Below are 16833 nucleotides of genomic sequence, written 5' to 3'. Positions count from 1 at the left end.
TTATTCTTTTAACTACAAATTTAAAAAGCAGTCATTTTTTCGTTTTTTATATATAAATACTTTTATAAAACTACTATTAACTAAATGAGGAAACTGATTCACAAACAATTTAATGTGTTCAATCAAAACCGTGAGGATAATCTAGTATTTTACAAACAGCTCTTTGATAAATCCTTTGTTGTCATTTTTAGGTAGGTATATAGTCTTCTTGATTTTCGTCATCAAAAATTGTTTTGTCTGTGGTGAATTGAATTTTCATAATTGTTTTATATATTATTCTTTGTTTTCGTCTAAATCATTATGGTTGTCTCCGCCGGTACTGTAATAATTGTTTTCTTCGTCTTCGCTTCCCACATTTTCTTGTTGGTCGTCTAGCTCTGAACCTGGAACATCTAAATCAGCACCCGTTTTCACATATTTAAAGTCCTTTTCGTTTGGTGTTTTCTTTTTTGTAATATCTTCTGGATTCAAATCCTTTTCTTCCTTTAATTGTTGATAAATATCTTCAGAAGGCGGGTAGATTTGTAAGTCTGCGTATTCCGGTGTTTTAGCAATTTCTTTGATCTCCGTTTCACTATGCGTTTTTGCATATTTATCCAGAAGATCTTTTAAAGAATTATAATACTCTTCAAGGCTTTTGATAGTTACTTCCTCACTCTCCGAATTGTTCTCGGGCATTTCAATAATAAATTTTGATAGCTCTGGATATTCTTGGTTAATTGTAGTAGTTATCTTTATGATGCTTTGTTCTAATTGCATTTTAGTTTTCATTTTTTTTCTTTTATGGTTATACTCATTTGAGTTACGTAAATTTAGAATGTTTACAACTCTACTTTACTTCAAGTAAGCGGTCGTTAAATTTTTTTACTTATTGTAAACAATGGTTCTTTACCATATTTGTAAATTTACAAAACTCTACATAGAGAATGTTATACAATTATTTTTAATATTATATAATTAGCGGTCTGTGATATCCTTTTTGAGTCAGCTTGGGCTACTTTGTAGTTTTTGCAGAAAGAAAGAATTGCAAATTGGTATGATTGTCGTTTTGCGCGCTTGGGACCAAGATTTGATCTTATATAGGAGCATTGTATTTTACCTGGTTGCAGCGTATCTGCCTGCAAGGAAGGGACAAGAGGCAATTGGACAAAGTGATTCCCGCCAATATAAAACCCCGCCTTAAATATAAATTTGGAATCATATAATATACTATAAACGGGGTGGTATTGATTTGAGAGATCTTATTTTACCAATCACAGACATCTTTAAAGCCTACTCCTTAATAAAAAAAGTCGTTACTCTTGCGCTGTTATAATCTCAGCTAAGAAAGCCCTTACACTAGACCTTTTTAAACAGCTAGTAGGTAGTTTTACAACAATCTTAAGCTGGTACAAGTAGTTTCTCGCCTTAAAATTTGCTTTTTAAGTAGACAAATAAAAATATGAGAGATATAAAAGCAGTGATGTACTATCGTAGAAAGCCCCCCGTCAAATTATAGGGAAAAATCAAAAATGATGCTCGATTTTTCTTAAATGATCTTTAATTCTATTTAAAATTAGTGCTGTAGCAAAAAGAGACTAAAAGAAGATTTTACGATGTCTTACAGCAACGTTTTATATAATGTTTCTCCGTTGTCTTTTTTTGAATTTAGAGGCTAATAATATCAACTAATATGGGTTTATTGGTATTATTGATTGCTTTCTGCAGTTCTATAATAATTATGTAATCTAAATGTAGCCTAGAAGTAAAAAAATAAAACACTAACTAACTGATTAATAGATATTATTACTTCAATTCTGTCGAGAAAGAAGGAAAGTTCTATTTTTGCTATGTGGTTGATATATAATATTTTATATCTGTTTTTTTATTCAAGTGCCACTTCAAATTTTGACAGTTCTTCAGCTGTGTTATTGACTGTAAATATACAAAAAACACTTCTAAGAATGGGTTGCAATTTGTCAAAACACGAACTAGTTCGCTATTTTTATTGAACTGCTAAAGATTAAATTTTGAATAGCTTAATTATAATTTCTATCCAATTATCCAATAAAAAAAGGTTCAACTTGTTCAATTTTAAACTAGTGTAGTGAGAGAATTGCTCTATGCTTAGCAATTCGTTTTTGTAATTTATAGCGGTCTCTTCTGATGGTTTGCATTATCCGGTAATGCGATGTAATTCTATTAATCTGTGATATTAGCATTAATTTCCTTTTATATTTGATGTAAAGATAAATTTCCTAACGAGTACTTGCTTCATAGTAAAACAGGTCTATTAACAATTAATTAACAATATTATGTCGATTTGATGGTGTTGAAAACTAGTGGTATTTCTCTTATTATGACTCCTATAAGCAAAGGGAAATATTTATGTTTAATATTAGTCAGAAGGAAAAAAAATGTTTGAGGTATCTTATCAATGAAATTTCAAAAGCAGAGCGATCTGTATTTGAAATTGAATTGTTTTTAGATGATGATCTACTGTCTACTTTTGAAAATTCTCAAACTATTTGGATTAGTTATCCCATTAGCTCATTACCAATAAAGAGCTTTTTTTTTAACTGGATCATAAAAAAAGACTATAAACCAGTAAAGCTAAAACATATAAAATTTTACCTAAAAAAGAAGTCAGCTCTTTCTTTGGCTTTTGTATTAGTTTTATGTCTGGGGTTTAATCTCATCGGAATGACTCCTTCGGGATATACCAATCATAGAATTGCACCTAAAAGACAGTGGCCAACTTTTATTTTACCGGATAGCAGTACCGTCATTTTAAATTCGGGTAGTGAAGTTAAATATTTCAGTGATTTTGCGAAACGAAAAACCATTTGTTTGAAAGAAGAAGCCTTCTTTAAAGTGACTAAGAATGCGAATACTCCTTTTATAGTTAACACTACTGATTTTGAGGTGAAAGTATTAGGGACCGACTTTAATGCCAATAGTGCTACTTCTGATCAAACAGTTTCTTTAGCAAAAGGGAAGGTAAATGTATTGCTTAAAGAATCTAAGGATGAAATTGACTTACTACCCAATGAAGAATTGGTATGGAATGCCAGAACGAAAGCAGTTATCAAAAGAAATTTTGATGTTCTAAAATGTTTAGCATGGGAGGACAATATTCTTTTATTAGATGATGAGATAACCGAAGATGCCCTTTCAAAAATAAATCAATTCTATGGGGTAAACTTTGTAATTACGGGTTCTGCAATTGCTAAGCAACACATAAGGGGTCTTTTTAAAAACCAGATTATTGATGAATTCATAATCTCCCTAGAGTTTATTTCAGATTTGAACCTAACAAGAACTTTCCATAACAACATTGAAATACGCTAGCAACATGAAAATTAATTCATCAAGTACGGGGAATAGTAATTGCTTTTCGGACGATAATTTATTTCAAAAAATTCGAAATGGTCAATACGAGGCTATGGAAATTTTCTTTAGTAGGTATTACATTCGATTGTGTCGTTTTGGATTGAGTTATGAAACGAACTTTTGCCTTGTAGAAGAGACAGTAGCTGATGTTTATATTCAGCTGAGGAATAACAGAAAGCTTCTTGATACCATTAAAAACCTTAAATCTTATATTTATGTAATAGTAAAAAACAATCTAAAAACAGCACGGAAATCAGAGCAGTATCGTCGACAAATTGATGATACAAGTACAACATTATTTTTATCCAGTAGGGCGCAAGAGATTATTGAAAATGAAAATAATAAATTAAGTATTTATTTAATTATTAAGGCATTAGGTTTTATTCCAAAAAAATCACGTCAAGCTTTTAAACTCAGTAAAATAGATGGATTGAAATACAAAGAAATAGTGGAAATTTTAAATGTCACTTCAAAAACAGTTGAAAACCATATTGCTATAGCACGCAAATATATTAGCATAGCTTTAGAATCGTATAAAAGAGGGGTTGTTTTAACTTCATTAAATAATTAGAAAAACAAACTTAAACAAGGTCAATTATAATTTGTTAAAAACAACACTAAATAATCATAGATAAAATGAAACAAAAAATTATACTAAGTTTATCCTTATTACTACTTTTTGGTATTGGGAACACTTATTCAAATACTTCAAAACAAAGTACTGTTGAAGTAGAGGTAGCTAAAAAAGAGAAAATCAATTTAAACCTAAAAGACGTTTCTATAAAGCAAATCTTTACTCTTATAGAGGAGCAAATAAATAATAAGTTTATTTATATGTCAGACCAAAATTTTCTTCAAAAGAAAATTTCTATTACGATAAATAACCAAGATTTAAATCAAGTATTAACGGTTTTGAAAACCAAGGTAAGTATTGATTTTAAGGTCACTAAAAATGGAGTTCTAGTAAAAGAGCTTATTGATAGCACGCCAAAAAGTATTCCAAAAAGCATTCCAAAAAAGAATCAGCAAAATCGAAAAATTACAGGTTTGGTTTTAGATGAGTCTAATTTACCTATTCCAGGAGCATCTGTTTTTGTATCAGGGACTTCTATTGCTGCAATAACTGATTTTGACGGAAAATTTATGATTAGTGTTCCAGTAAATACAAAAGTCTTGTCTGTAAGTTATGTAGGATTTGAAACGAAAGAAATCAATATAGAAAATAAGACTGATATTAAAGTAATACTAGGACAAGATGAAACGGCTCTAAAAGAGGTGGTTGTAACTGCATTAGGGATAAAACGAGAAGAAAAGTCGCTAGGATATTCAGCACAATCTCTTAGTGCAAGTGCAGTAACTGACTCCAAATCAAATAATTGGGTGAATTCATTATCTGGTAAAGTCGCGGGTTTAAATATTCAGGGAAGCGGTGCTGGTCCCATGGGATCCTCTAGAATAACTCTTCGTGGAGAATCCTCACTTAACCTTGATAACAATCAAGCTTTGATTGTCTTGGATGGAGTACCTGTAAGTAGTAAGATCACCGGTACAGGATTTTCATCACACCTTTCTCAGGATAGCCCAGTTGACTTTGGTTCAACATTATCGGATATTAACCCTGAAGATATTGAGAAAATAACAGTTTTGAAGGGGCCAGGTGCAACTGCACTTTATGGAACAAGGGCCGCAGGTGGCGCAATTATTATTACTACCAAGTCTGGCAAAACTAAAGGAGGTGGAATTGGTGTGACAATTAGCAGTAATTTTAGTTTTGATCAAGTGAATCGTTGGCCGGATTATCAATTTGAATATGGAGAAGGTCGAACGGATAAATACTATTCTTATTTAGATAGTGCTGACGGACTAAATACAAGTACAAATGTAGGTGCAGGAAGAGCCTGGGGACCAAGATTCGATGGTCAATCTTATTTTCAATATAATCTCAATGCTGCAGATGGCAAACCTACTGAACGCACACCATGGGTTGCTAACAAAGATTATATTTCTGGGTTTTTTAGAACAGGAACGACACAATCAAATAGTATCGCTTTAGAAGGAGGGAATGAAAATGGTTCTACTCGATTATCAATTACTCATCTAAAAAATGATTGGATTCTTCCTAATACGGGTTTCGAAAGATTAAATGCCTCCTTATCTGTAAATCAAAAAATCTCTGATAAGTTAAAAATAAATGGTAAAGTAAATTATACGAATAAGAAAAGTGATAATCTGCCAGCTGCAGGTTACAACAATCAATCCATCATGTATTTTCTAATGATCGGTACCGCTCCAAACATTAAACCGGAATGGTTTAAACCGTATTGGCAGCCCGGACTTGTTAATGTGAGACAAAAAAACCCATTTAATACAGGACCTGATAATCCTTATTTGGGTATGTATGAAATGCTTAACAAAATGAATAAACACGGCGTGATTGGTAACTTGTCAACCACCTATCAGTTTAGTGATAAACTAGAATTTATGGTCCGTTCTGGACTGGACATGTCCAATGAGTTTCGATCACAACAACGTCCTTTTAGTATGACTAAATATGCTCGTGGAATGTATAGAGAACAAAATGTATTTAGTTATGAAATAAATACAGATGCACTGTTAACCTATAAGAATGCACTAAATGAGGATATCAATTATAGCATTATTGCAGGTGCCAATTCAATGAGGCAAAACTATGATTTTGTAGGACTGTATGCGGATCAGTTATCGCAGCCGGGAATTTACCAAATATCAAATAGCTTGGATCAAGCAGTGGCAGATCCCTTAAAAACAAAGAAAGCGATTAATAGTTTTTATGGTTTAGGACAAATATCCTATCAGGAAAAAATATTTTTAGATGTAACGGGACGGAATGACTGGTCAAGCACTTTGCCATATGGTAACAATTCCTTTTTCTACCCTTCAATCAGTTCCAGTTTCTTGATCCATGAAATGACAAATCTTCCCGCTATTTTCTCTTTTACTAAATTTAGATTGTCTTGGGCCCAGGTTGGTAATGACACAAGACCTTATCAAACTGATAAGTATTATGACCGGATTTATGGCAATAGTTTTACGAATACTTCGATCTTATTTAATGCAAATTTAAAACCAGAGATAACTTCAAGTATAGAAACCGGAATTGATCTTAGGATGTTTAAAAACCGATTATCAATTGATATTGCCTATTACAATAATAATAGTCGCAATCAGATTTTAGCAATTCCATTAGATCCAGTTACGGGTTATTCAAATGCAACCGTAAATGCAGGTTTAATAAACAGTAGAGGAATGGAGCTAGCTTTAACAGGAAAAATAATAGCCAAAAACAATTTCAAATGGAATACCACCTTGACTTGGAGTAGAAATAGAAGTTATGTAAAAGAATTGGCTCCAGGGATTACAAACCAAGTTATTTATAACCACGAGAATAATGTAAGCATAGAAGCTAGAGTTGGAGGAAGAATGGGAGATATGTACAGTAGAGGTTTCCAGAGATCTCCTGACGGGCAGATTATTTACACTTCGGCTGGTTTACCTGCAACATTGGATCCTGTATTGAAAATAAGAGGAAATGCATTTGCTGACTGGAAAGCAGGAATCATGAATGAGTTAACCATTGGAAAAGTAAGATTGAGTATACTTCTAGACGGACAAAAAGGAGGAAGTATGTATTCGCAAACCAATCATAAGAATAATACCTTAGGGAAAACCCGAGTAACGCTTCCAGGTCGTGATGGCGGGATTGTAGGACAAGGAGTAGTTTTACAATCGGATGGGACTTATATTCCAAACACTGTAAGAGTTGCTGCCAGTTCCTATTATGAAAATTATTATAACATCGGTAATGGAGAGACCAATATATTTGACGCTTCTTTTATTAAGATTAGAGAGGTTCGGATCGAATTTAACTTACCGAAAACCTTCTTGAAAAAGATAGGAATGAAATCGGCAAGTCTTGCTTTTTTCGGAAGAGACCTGTTTAATTTCACAAAGTTTCCTGGTTTTGATCCCGAAGGAGGAAATCTAAATAATGGGACACTGACACCAGGAGTTGAATTAGCTCAATTTCCCTCAACAAGAACTGTAGGAACTAATCTTACTCTAAAATTTTAAATCAATAGATCATGATAAAAATAAATAAAAAATTTAGTTTTCTCTTTTTGTTTGTAGTACTATTATCCTCTTGTACTAAAGATTTTGAGGATATAAATACCGATCCAAACCGACCTGAACAGATCACACCGGGAGTTATGCTGGGACAGTTGCAATATAGAATTGTCAACTCTAGTATCACCGCTTCTCGAAATCTTAACCATGAGTTGATGCAAGTTGATGCACCACGATCTAGTCCCTCGGGGGAGGGATTGCATCGATATGTAATTAATCCGGGTGCAGGAATATGGACGAGCTTCTATAGTTATATGGCAGACATAGAAGATATTAATAGAACATCCGAAACATTAGGGGAGAATAACTATAAAGCGATCTCGATGATCTATAAATGTTGGGCTTATTCTATTATCACAGATTTGTATGGAGACGTTCCTTATTCAGAAGCCGTTAAAGCAACGGAAGGCAACCTTAAACCTGCATTCGATAAACAAAAGGATATATATATTAAAATCCTTAGTGATTTAGAACAAGCGAATGCTTTGCTTGATCCATCAAAAGCACTGACTTATGGTGGTGATCTTTTATACAATTCCAATAGCCTTTCAGGAGGTACAAATCCCGGAATTGTTAAATGGAAAAAATTCTGTAATTCATTAAAAATCAGGTTACTGTTACGGTTATCAAAACGTAATGGGGAGATTAATATCAATGAACAAATTACAGCACTATTAGCGGATCCTGTAAAATACCCTGTGTTTACCAGTAATGCTGATGATGCTATTTTTAAATATACAGGAATATACCCTTATTATAATCCGTATTTCAATACACGACAATTGGAGTGGAGAGATGGTACTTATGTTACCAAATACTTCATCAATAAAATGAATACAGATAACGATCCAAGAAGAACTATATGGTTTAGAACAGTAAGCGTTGGAGGTCAAAATGTATATCAAGGTATAGAAAGTGGTTATCCTATAACTACAGAATACCAGGTCGGAGCCAATACAAGCTATAATGATGTTATGAGAACTTTACCCCAATTGGGTATAATGATGACCTGGTCAGAGGTAGAGTCTATTAAAGCAGAACTAGCATTAAAAGGATTTAATACAGGAAAATCGTCTAAACAGCATTATAATTCAGCAATAACAGCATCAATGCTCCAATGGGGCGCAAGCATGCCTTCAAATTATCTTACACAAACGGGGGTAGTTTATGATACCAATGCATCGATAGAAGCGCAATTAGAAAGAATCATTACACAGAAATATTACGCTTCCTTTTTTGTTGACTATCAGTCATGGTTTGAAAAAAGAAGAACGGGATATCCGATTTTGCCAAGAGGCACTGGTATACCAACAGAAAGAGTATTTCCAAATCGGGTGCCTTATCCAACCTATTTACAATCGCTTAATCCTGAAAATCTTGCAGCAGCCTCAGCAGCAATGGGGGGAGATAATACCGTTAGTAAAGTTTGGTGGGCTAAATAATTAAATAAAAAGTAAAACTATTTTAAATTATTAAATATGAAAATAAAACAGAAACAGGAAAATACTTCTAAGAGCCAGAAAGGCCCTAGCGTTCCAGTTGGATTAAATTTAAAACCAAAGCATTCTATTATGAAAATCGTTAATAAAAGTTTCTTAATTTTATCATTGACTTTGCTTGTTAGTACTGCTAGTATAGCGCAAAAAAAGGTTGAAAAATCTAATATTCGAACATTAGTTGTATTCTTTGACGGCTTAAGACCTGATTATATCACCCCTGAATTAATGCCGAATGTATATTTATTCAGTAAAAAAGGAAGTTACGGCAAACAACATCACAGTGTTTTTCCAACGGTAACTAGGGTAAATGCCTCCTCCTTATCTACAGGATGTTACCCTGGAAGTCATGGATTAATGGGGAATACAGTGTATTTTCCACAGATAAATGAAACTGCAGGATTAAACACAGGAGATGCTGAAGAATTAAGTAAAATTACCAAAGCCACAGACAATCATTTATTAACGTCTGTTTCGCTGGGAGAAGTTTTAGAACAAAATGGTAAAAGCCTATTTGTTTTTAGTTCCGGTTCTACAGGACAAGCCTTAATGCAAAATCATAAGGTCAGTGGAGGAGCAATCATTAATACTTCTATGATTTTACCGGAGTCTATGCAAGCTAAAATACTCAGTGAAATTGGAACAGTTCCAACGGGTCTTGACAAGCACAAATGGTTAACAGATGCAGTTATAAAATATGGATTAACGCTAGATGGTCCTTTGGTAAGTACTTTATGGTATGGAGACCCAGATTCGGCTGCCCATAAAAATGGAATAGGATCACCTGAAGCAATAGCGTCAATTAAATTTGTTGATGAACAGTTTGGAAGGATACTACAGACGCTTCATTCAAAAGGATTAGAAGAAAATTTTAATATTATCATTTCATCCGATCATGGTTTTGTGACCCATGTTGGAAAACAGGGACTTGCTGACTTTCTAATCACCAAAGGTTTTAAAAAGGACAAGGAATCTTCTGATGTAGTTGTATCAGAAGGAGCTATATATATAAAGAATCATGATTTGCAAATCATAAAAAATATTGTTGCCACATTGCAAGAACAGGAATGGGTAGGCGGTATTTATACTAAAAACGAAGAAGTTGGAGCTGTCAAAGGATCTGTAGAAGGAACCTTGTCATTTGAAACGATACATTGGGATCACCCAGAGCGATCAGGAGATATCCTAGTTGATATGAATTGGAATGACACTAAAAATGAAGCGGGATATGCAGGAACAAGTTTTGCAAGAGGCGTTGCAGGTCATGGTGGATTTAGTCCTTATGAAATTCATATTGCCTTGCTTGCCGGCGGTCCTAGTTTTAAGAAAAAGTTTGAAGGGAATTTGCCGACCTCTAATATTGATATTATTCCTACGATTCTCCATCTTCATAATCTAAAAAGCACCAAAGAAATGGATGGTCGAGTAATGTATGAGTTGCTAACTGAAAAAGTGCCTAATACTGTTGAACTTACATCTAAGATAGAACTAATTAAAACGGAAGTAAAACTTCCTTGGGGTGTTTATAAACTTGAAATGGAAAGGTCAGTTTTAGGAAACTATAACTATTCTAATTTCACAAAAGTAGTTAGAAATAAAAAATAATATTAACTAGTATATAAAAGTAAAAGTGGTGTCTTAAATACTAGGACACCATCTTTTTTTGTACTACTAAATAGTACTACAAAATAGTACTACTTAATCGGAAATAAGTATTTCATATCCTTATCTTATCCAATTATCAAAGGTTCAACTTGTTCAATTTTCAGACTCGTAAATTGGCAAAATTCTTCAATAGACACGAACTCATCCTCTAGTTTGTTTAACTTAATTCTCATTTTTTGAAGTAGTCTAATGCTTTGGCGATAACTCTTTCCTGTTATGCGTTGTATGTCCTTAGGGTAGATACATAGTCTCTTGTTTTTGGATCTCATACTCTATCTATAGCTTTGATTGGGCTTTGCCTCACTTGATACCTTTGTGGTTCAACTTCTGGCACTCCATAAAAATAGTAAATAATTCCTTTGATTCAGAAGCGGAAATTTACTCCTGTCAATGGTGGTTGTGAATGGATATTTATGTCTATTTCTGCCATTTGTGTCACAAAGTGACATACGGAATAGGGGAGTCTTTTTTATCTCACTTAATAGCTTAAAATTTGTTTAGAAATCAATCGAAAGATGTTGCAACAGGATGATGATTGAGGGAATTTGAAACAATTATTAATTTAAAATTTTAGAAATTATGGCAAGGCAAAAAGGCATAATTAAGTTGAAGGGTACTATCGGGGATATTACTTTTTACAAAACCAAAGATGGGCATTTAGCACGTGAAAAAGGCGGCATTGATGCAAGCAGAATTGCGAGCGATCCTGCGTTCCAGAGAACGCGTGAGAATGGAGCCGAATTTGGAAGAGCTGGAAAGGCGGGTAAAACGTTACGAACTGCAATGCGAACTTTGCTCATTAATTCTGCTGATAGCAGAATGGTAAGCCGATTGACTCAATCTATGATTAAAGTCATTCAGGCGGATATGGTAAGTGAGCGTGGATTGCGAAATGTTATTGATGGTGAGGCAGAATTGCTTGCCGGTTTCGAATTCAACATTAGAGGAAAGCTGGGCACTGCTTTATTTGCTCCTTTTGTGGGGACGATTGACCGTGCTACGGGTGATATTATGGTTGATTTGTTGCCGTTTGTTCCTGCGAACATGATTGCGGCTGCAAGTGGAACAACGCATTTCAAAATCATATCTGCAGGTGCGGAAATTGATTTTGAAGCAGAAACCTTCGTAGTTGCCACTTCAGAAACGGATATTCTACCTTGGGATTCGAATCAAACTGATGCTATCAATCATGTCAATCCGGTTACTCCGGGCAGCACAAAACCATTGTTTTTGGCTTTAGGCCTTGAATTCTTTCAAGAGGTAAATGGTAGAATGTATCCGTTGAAAAATGGCTCTTTCAATCCATTGGCATTGGTTCAGGTAAGCGGGCTTTAAGATGGTTTTTGTGTTGAATAGAACGTATTTTCCCAAGGGAACGCAAGGGGTTTTAGAATGGAACGGCACAATAGTTTGTTATACCATCGAATTGCCCTGGCTGGGAAACCAAAAGCGTATTTCTTGTATTCCCGAAGGAGAATATGTTTTGCAGAAACGATTTAGCCCCAAGTTCCAATGGCACTTGCATTTGAAAAATGTTCCGGGAAGAGATTTGATATTAATCCATCCCGCCAATGACGCCAAGAAAGAGTTATTGGGCTGTATCGCAACTGTAACACTGCACACTGGAATAGGAAGAGGAAGTTCTTCCCGAAAAGCGTTAGAAAAGCTGAAAGCTATAGTTAATACAGCTTTGGCCAATAATGAAGAAGCGAAAATATTAATCCAATCTAATCCTTCGACTCCGCTCAGGATGATAAGGCTTAAAACAAGTAAAGAAATTATGAATATAGTTGAACGTGCAAAAGCACCTACCCCGAAGTTCTTCCGGGTTTTGAGAAGTATTGGATTGGCTTTATTGACCATCAGTGGCAGTATCATTGCAGCTCCGGTAACATTACCAGTAGTTTTTGTCAGTATTGCCGGATATGCAGCCCTTGCGGGAGGTGTCATTTCGGTAATCAGTCAAATTACGGTAGATGATGAGGCCAACCGAGAGCAGGCCATCATCAATCGGTTGAAAAAAGACAATCAATATTTACGGCGAGATGGAATCAAATAACACTTTATCAATTGGAACCGCGTCCGGAACTTTATTGAGTGTGATGCCAAATATTGTTTCTGAAGATATTCTAAAAACGATTATCTTAGCAATAATTGGAGCTATTATTAGTTTCCTAATTTCGCTCCTTTTAAAAGGATTGACAAAAATTAAAAAGAAATAATTCGGGTTTGGCTTGGTAACCTTTTCCCGAATTTGTTTGAAAGCTTGGTCGCGAGATCAGGCTTTTTTTATGTTTAGATAATTTACATTGGATAATATTTACAATAATTATTTTATCAGGTATTTTGTTTTGTTCAGAGTTCCTACGATTTCAAACAGATTCAGTACGCCCCCTTTTTTTAAGTCTCTACTTGCTGTTGCGGATGATATATCTTTAAAGATATTCATGTACTCTTTTCTTGTGAATTCTTTGAGTCCAAGAGTAATAAAATGATCTAATCTGTCAATATCCCGTAAAATTCGATTGTTGTAATTGAGTAGACTTTTTAAAGACTCGTCAATTATTCCAAGCATGTATTCAATAAAAATAGTAGATTTTCCGACCTTATCACTAAGCGCTAATGCATTATAATACTCGGTTTGTGATTGACTAATTAATGTTTCAAATGGGAGGTATTCAAAAACCGGATATTCAGATCTTAAAATTAAGGTTTGCCACAATCGGCCCATTCTGCCGTTACCATCTAAAAAGGGGTGGATGAATTCCATTTCATAATGAAAAATGCAGCTTTTTATTAAAGTCAGTTCCTCAGAATCTTTGAGATATTCAAACAAGTCCTTCATTAAATAAGGGACATTGTCATGCGGTGGAGCAATATGTTCCACTTTAGTTCCTTTCACAATTCCAACAGCCTGTTTTCTATATTTTCCCGCGCTGTCGATTAATCCTTTCATTAATTCCTGATGTGCTTTTAAGAAACTTTTGTCTGAGGAATAGCTATAGTCTTTTAATTTTTCGTAGACTTTAATTGCGTTTATTACTTCAATTACATCTTTTTCAGGACCAATTACTCTTTTGTTTTCGATTAAAGCGGTTATCTGTTCCTCTGTCAAAGTGTTCCCTTCAATTTGAAGCGACGAATGAATGGTTTTAATTCTGTTCTGCTTTCGAAGTTGAGGAGATTGTTTGCTGAGGTACGTAGCGTTTACTTCTCCAATCTTTTCGGAAATAGAACGTATCAGTTTTAAAATATTCGGCGTTATGTCGTAAGGAGGTTTCATTGATGCTATCATTTGATAGTATCAAAAGTAATTTTTTTACGGTTCTTTTCCAATAGTATCGTAATTTTATAATTGCTTTTTTTTTATTTACAATACCTCAACAATATAACCCGTTTCATTTCATTTATGAGTACAATATTCTTCTGGAATTGATCCTCTTTTTGTTCCAACAACCTCAAAGCCTGAATTTGTTTTTTGTGCAGCTCGTGTTCCTCCAGCATTTCATTTACTTTTGCGCTAAAATCATTTTTGAAATCGTCGATTCGTAAAAATGGAATTACGGACCCTACTAACGATTGGTGCCAGAATCTTGCTTTCCATAAACTATAGGCTAACCAATACACTGTTTCAGCATCTTGCTCGTCTTGAAATAGGATTACAAAACTATTGGTAAAAGGTTCTTTTTGAGGATTACCAATGCGTTAATATTTTTTTTTTAGTATTGGTGAATTCCGCTACGCTCCATTTGCCACTATTCATCCCTTTGTTAAGAATAAAGATTTGATTTGCTCTGTAATCTGCATTTTTTTGGTGCGTTTTAATAATGAAATTCGGCATGGCGTATTGGTTTTAAAGATTCGACCTTTTTCTTTTCAAGAAATTGCAGGAACGTCTTGTTGAGGTTTTTCTGAGGACGTTATTGTGATTGCTTCGTTTCTCTCGCAAGGCAATCAAACACCCCCAAGCACCGCAGAAAATGATGATTGTAGCGATAGCGGAAATCATTATTTATCGAGGAGCGCAGTGGCGGGGTTGCGGCAATCGAACAGCCACGCTAGACCGAGAACGGAACGTAGCTTGCGGAGTAGAGAGAAGGAATAGCAGCGTGAAACGGCGAGGGAAAAATATAAGACACCCGCCGCGGCGGGGTACCTTGATTTAGGGTAAAGTGACGTTTTTACGGAATGGCGCCAACCCCGATGGCTGTGCGAAGGAGCAACCGCTGAAAAAACTGAGGGCGGCAGACATCATACGGCTGGAATGCAGTGAAACGGAGCCTGCGGAGTGTAACGAAATGAAGCGGTATTGTGGATGTACTAGCCCTGCCGAACGTAGGGTAGAGAACGTGTGAAGTGTCTGCGGAACGGAGGGAAACCTAACTATTGAATTGAAATAATAAATTGCTTATTTCCAAAAAATGTTCTTATGAAAATATAAGGTTGACCGACTGAAGCTGCCGAACGGAACAAAGGGAACGACCGCAGAGAGACCGCTATATTGCACGTGTCTTTTTATACGATAATCTTTAATTTGGCTTCGTCGTGTTCTTTGAAAGCGTTACTTGAGTTTAATTGCAATTCTAAATCTTCCATAGTATCTGCTTTTAATGTTGCACTAAAATCTTGTGCTCGTTGTAGCATTTTTATATAGGCTAATGGATCTTGTTGCCTTGTTAATCTTCGTAAAGCTCCTAAATAATCATCACGACATACTGTTGGAATTATTATTCTTGTTTGTTCAGCTTTGACCAATTCGGCATTCATCATTACTCTTGCAATTCTTCCGTTACCGTCCAAAAATGGGTGTATTTCACTTACCATAAACATAATGTAAGCTGCTTTTGCAAATGGGTCTGTTAGTACTTTGTAGAAATCAAACCCTTTTATTAATGTGCCTTTTACTAATTCGAAATCGACAAAAAATGTTTCTCCAGCACGATTGTTTTTATCTTTAAGTACGCCTGGCATTTTTGATATTCTTGCTTCCAAAAGTAATCGATGTCTGTATTGAAGAATGCTAATGAACTCTTCCGGAGAAGTTGGCGTAACATTCATTTCGATTTTATTACTGACCAATTTATACGTTCCTAATATGTCGTGTGAATCTTCATCACGATTGAACATTGGGGTATCGGTTTCAATAATGTTTTTTGCTTCAATCACTTCAAATCGAGTTCCTTCAATATAATTTGAAAAATAGGCTTCAAAAAAAGCGAAATTTTGAAAAGCTGTATTAGTTGTATTTCTATCTATCGCATTTTTGAATTCTCTTTGCTTTAACTCTAAAAATAATATCTCAAACAAATCTATTCTTGATTGGTCATAAGGATTTCCAAATGCTCGTGCAATGGCTCGTGGAGACGATAATATTTTGGAAGGCTGTGTAGATAATAAGGCACTAATTAGTTTGTTTAATTTCTCAAACTCACTTTGCATTCTTAATTTATCGGCGATTACTTTTGCGTTATCTCTAATTTGATTTAGTCCTTCTTCGCCTTTAACTTGTACTATTTTCTCTAGTTTGTTTTCGAGTTCAGCAATTGAAATAGTTTTAGATTCTGGACCCGATTTTCTGGACGGTTGTAGGTTTTCTAAAAATGCTCTTTCTTGTTGTGAAACAAATAACTCCCCCGAAAATGAATTGTCACCTTCAATTGCTCCAATACCTTCCATAAAACGAATGGTTATTCCAGGCAACTCTATTTTTTTGGTGTAGGTATAGGTAACAAATATTTGTCCTGTTGCAGTTGGTTTGAATTCTATTGCGGAACGGTGGCTTAATAATGCACCGGGATATAAATTGCCCAGAATAGAAAAAATATTTCTTTTGATAATAACCTCGTCCGTATCAATAAAATTGGAAGTAAAGATACGAGGAGCAATTTTTTTAATTTTACCTGTACTTTCAAGCAAAGCAATTTGTTTTCTTACTTTTTTATCGCTCGATGAATAAATAATTTCTTGAAGGTGTGTTGGGACAAAATTTTCCATTAGTGGTGCTTTATTGAAGCAAAACTATACTTTATTTTCCACTAAAAAGTATTTATCGGGCTTTTTTTTCCATTATAAACGAATGTTGGGGTAGGAATGGGTATTTTTTCCAGTAATAATTATAGTTTTTCTAAACCAGTTA

At 34.6% G+C, this 16833-nt stretch carries 13 protein-coding genes; 8 read left to right on the top strand and 5 right to left on the bottom strand.

From position 1 onward, the window contains the following. Positions 1-273: 273 nt before the first annotated feature. Positions 274-771 (bottom strand): hypothetical protein, encoded by a 498-nt coding sequence (locus EKM00_RS11035; RefSeq protein WP_233592283.1) that lies wholly within the window; start codon positions 769-771, stop codon positions 274-276. A gap of 1596 nt (positions 772-2367) precedes the next feature. Between EKM00_RS11035 and EKM00_RS11030 the strand changes: the two genes are divergently transcribed. From EKM00_RS11030 to EKM00_RS14810, 8 genes are all read left to right on the top strand, one after another. Next, positions 2368-3330, top strand: a complete 963-nt coding sequence (locus tag EKM00_RS11030; protein ID WP_126516204.1) for a FecR family protein — start codon at positions 2368-2370, stop codon at positions 3328-3330. A gap of 4 nt (positions 3331-3334) precedes the next feature. Further along, on the top strand, positions 3335-3943 hold the full coding sequence (locus EKM00_RS11025; protein WP_126516203.1) for an RNA polymerase sigma factor: 609 nt from the start codon (positions 3335-3337) through the stop codon (positions 3941-3943). 65 nt (positions 3944-4008) lie between these two features. After that, a complete protein-coding gene (locus EKM00_RS11020) occupies positions 4009-7482 on the top strand; it encodes a SusC/RagA family TonB-linked outer membrane protein (RefSeq protein WP_199734669.1) in 3474 nt (1157 codons plus the stop codon). Positions 7483-7493: 11 nt separating this feature from the next. Then, positions 7494-8978 carry a SusD/RagB family nutrient-binding outer membrane lipoprotein gene (locus EKM00_RS11015; RefSeq protein ID WP_126516202.1) on the top strand — a complete coding sequence of 495 codons (1485 nt, stop codon included), beginning with the start codon at positions 7494-7496 and terminating at the stop codon, positions 8976-8978. A gap of 36 nt (positions 8979-9014) precedes the next feature. Further along, positions 9015-10637: an alkaline phosphatase family protein gene (locus EKM00_RS11010; RefSeq protein WP_199734661.1), complete on the top strand. Its 1623-nt coding sequence runs from the start codon at positions 9015-9017 to the stop codon at positions 10635-10637. A 639-nt stretch (positions 10638-11276) separates the two neighbouring features. Then, positions 11277-12032, top strand: coding sequence for a hypothetical protein (locus EKM00_RS11000; RefSeq protein ID WP_126516201.1), 756 nt, complete (start codon positions 11277-11279; stop codon positions 12030-12032). A 13-nt stretch (positions 12033-12045) separates the two neighbouring features. Next, positions 12046-12756 (top strand): DUF5675 family protein, encoded by a 711-nt coding sequence (locus EKM00_RS15185; protein WP_370453932.1) that lies wholly within the window; start codon positions 12046-12048, stop codon positions 12754-12756. Beyond that, entirely contained in the window at positions 12743-12919 is a 177-nt protein-coding gene (locus tag EKM00_RS14810; protein WP_199734649.1) for a hypothetical protein, read from the top strand. Before EKM00_RS15185 ends, EKM00_RS14810 begins: the two co-directional genes overlap by 14 nt. Positions 12920-13026: 107 nt before the next feature. Here the strand turns inward: EKM00_RS14810 and EKM00_RS10985 are convergent, their stop codons facing one another. From EKM00_RS10985 to EKM00_RS10975, 4 genes are all read right to left on the bottom strand, one after another. Continuing rightward, positions 13027-13980 carry a Fic family protein gene (locus EKM00_RS10985; protein ID WP_126516200.1) on the bottom strand — a complete coding sequence of 318 codons (954 nt, stop codon included), beginning with the start codon at positions 13978-13980 and terminating at the stop codon, positions 13027-13029. A gap of 83 nt (positions 13981-14063) precedes the next feature. Further along, positions 14064-14357, bottom strand: a complete 294-nt coding sequence (locus EKM00_RS14985; protein ID WP_441316549.1) for a DUF6943 family protein — start codon at positions 14355-14357, stop codon at positions 14064-14066. A gap of 34 nt (positions 14358-14391) precedes the next feature. Next, entirely contained in the window at positions 14392-14538 is a 147-nt protein-coding gene (locus EKM00_RS14980; protein WP_233592281.1) for a DUF6943 family protein, read from the bottom strand. 674 nt (positions 14539-15212) lie between these two features. Next, positions 15213-16691, bottom strand: coding sequence for a Fic family protein (locus tag EKM00_RS10975; protein WP_126516199.1), 1479 nt, complete (start codon positions 16689-16691; stop codon positions 15213-15215). Positions 16692-16833 lie beyond the last annotated feature (142 nt).

Source organism: Flavobacterium sp. RSP15, assembly GCF_003968755.1.
Taxonomy (GTDB): Bacteria; Bacteroidota; Bacteroidia; order Flavobacteriales; family Flavobacteriaceae; genus Flavobacterium.
The sequence above is the reverse complement of the archived record's forward strand: the minus strand, read 5'-3'. Positions and strand labels throughout refer to the sequence as shown.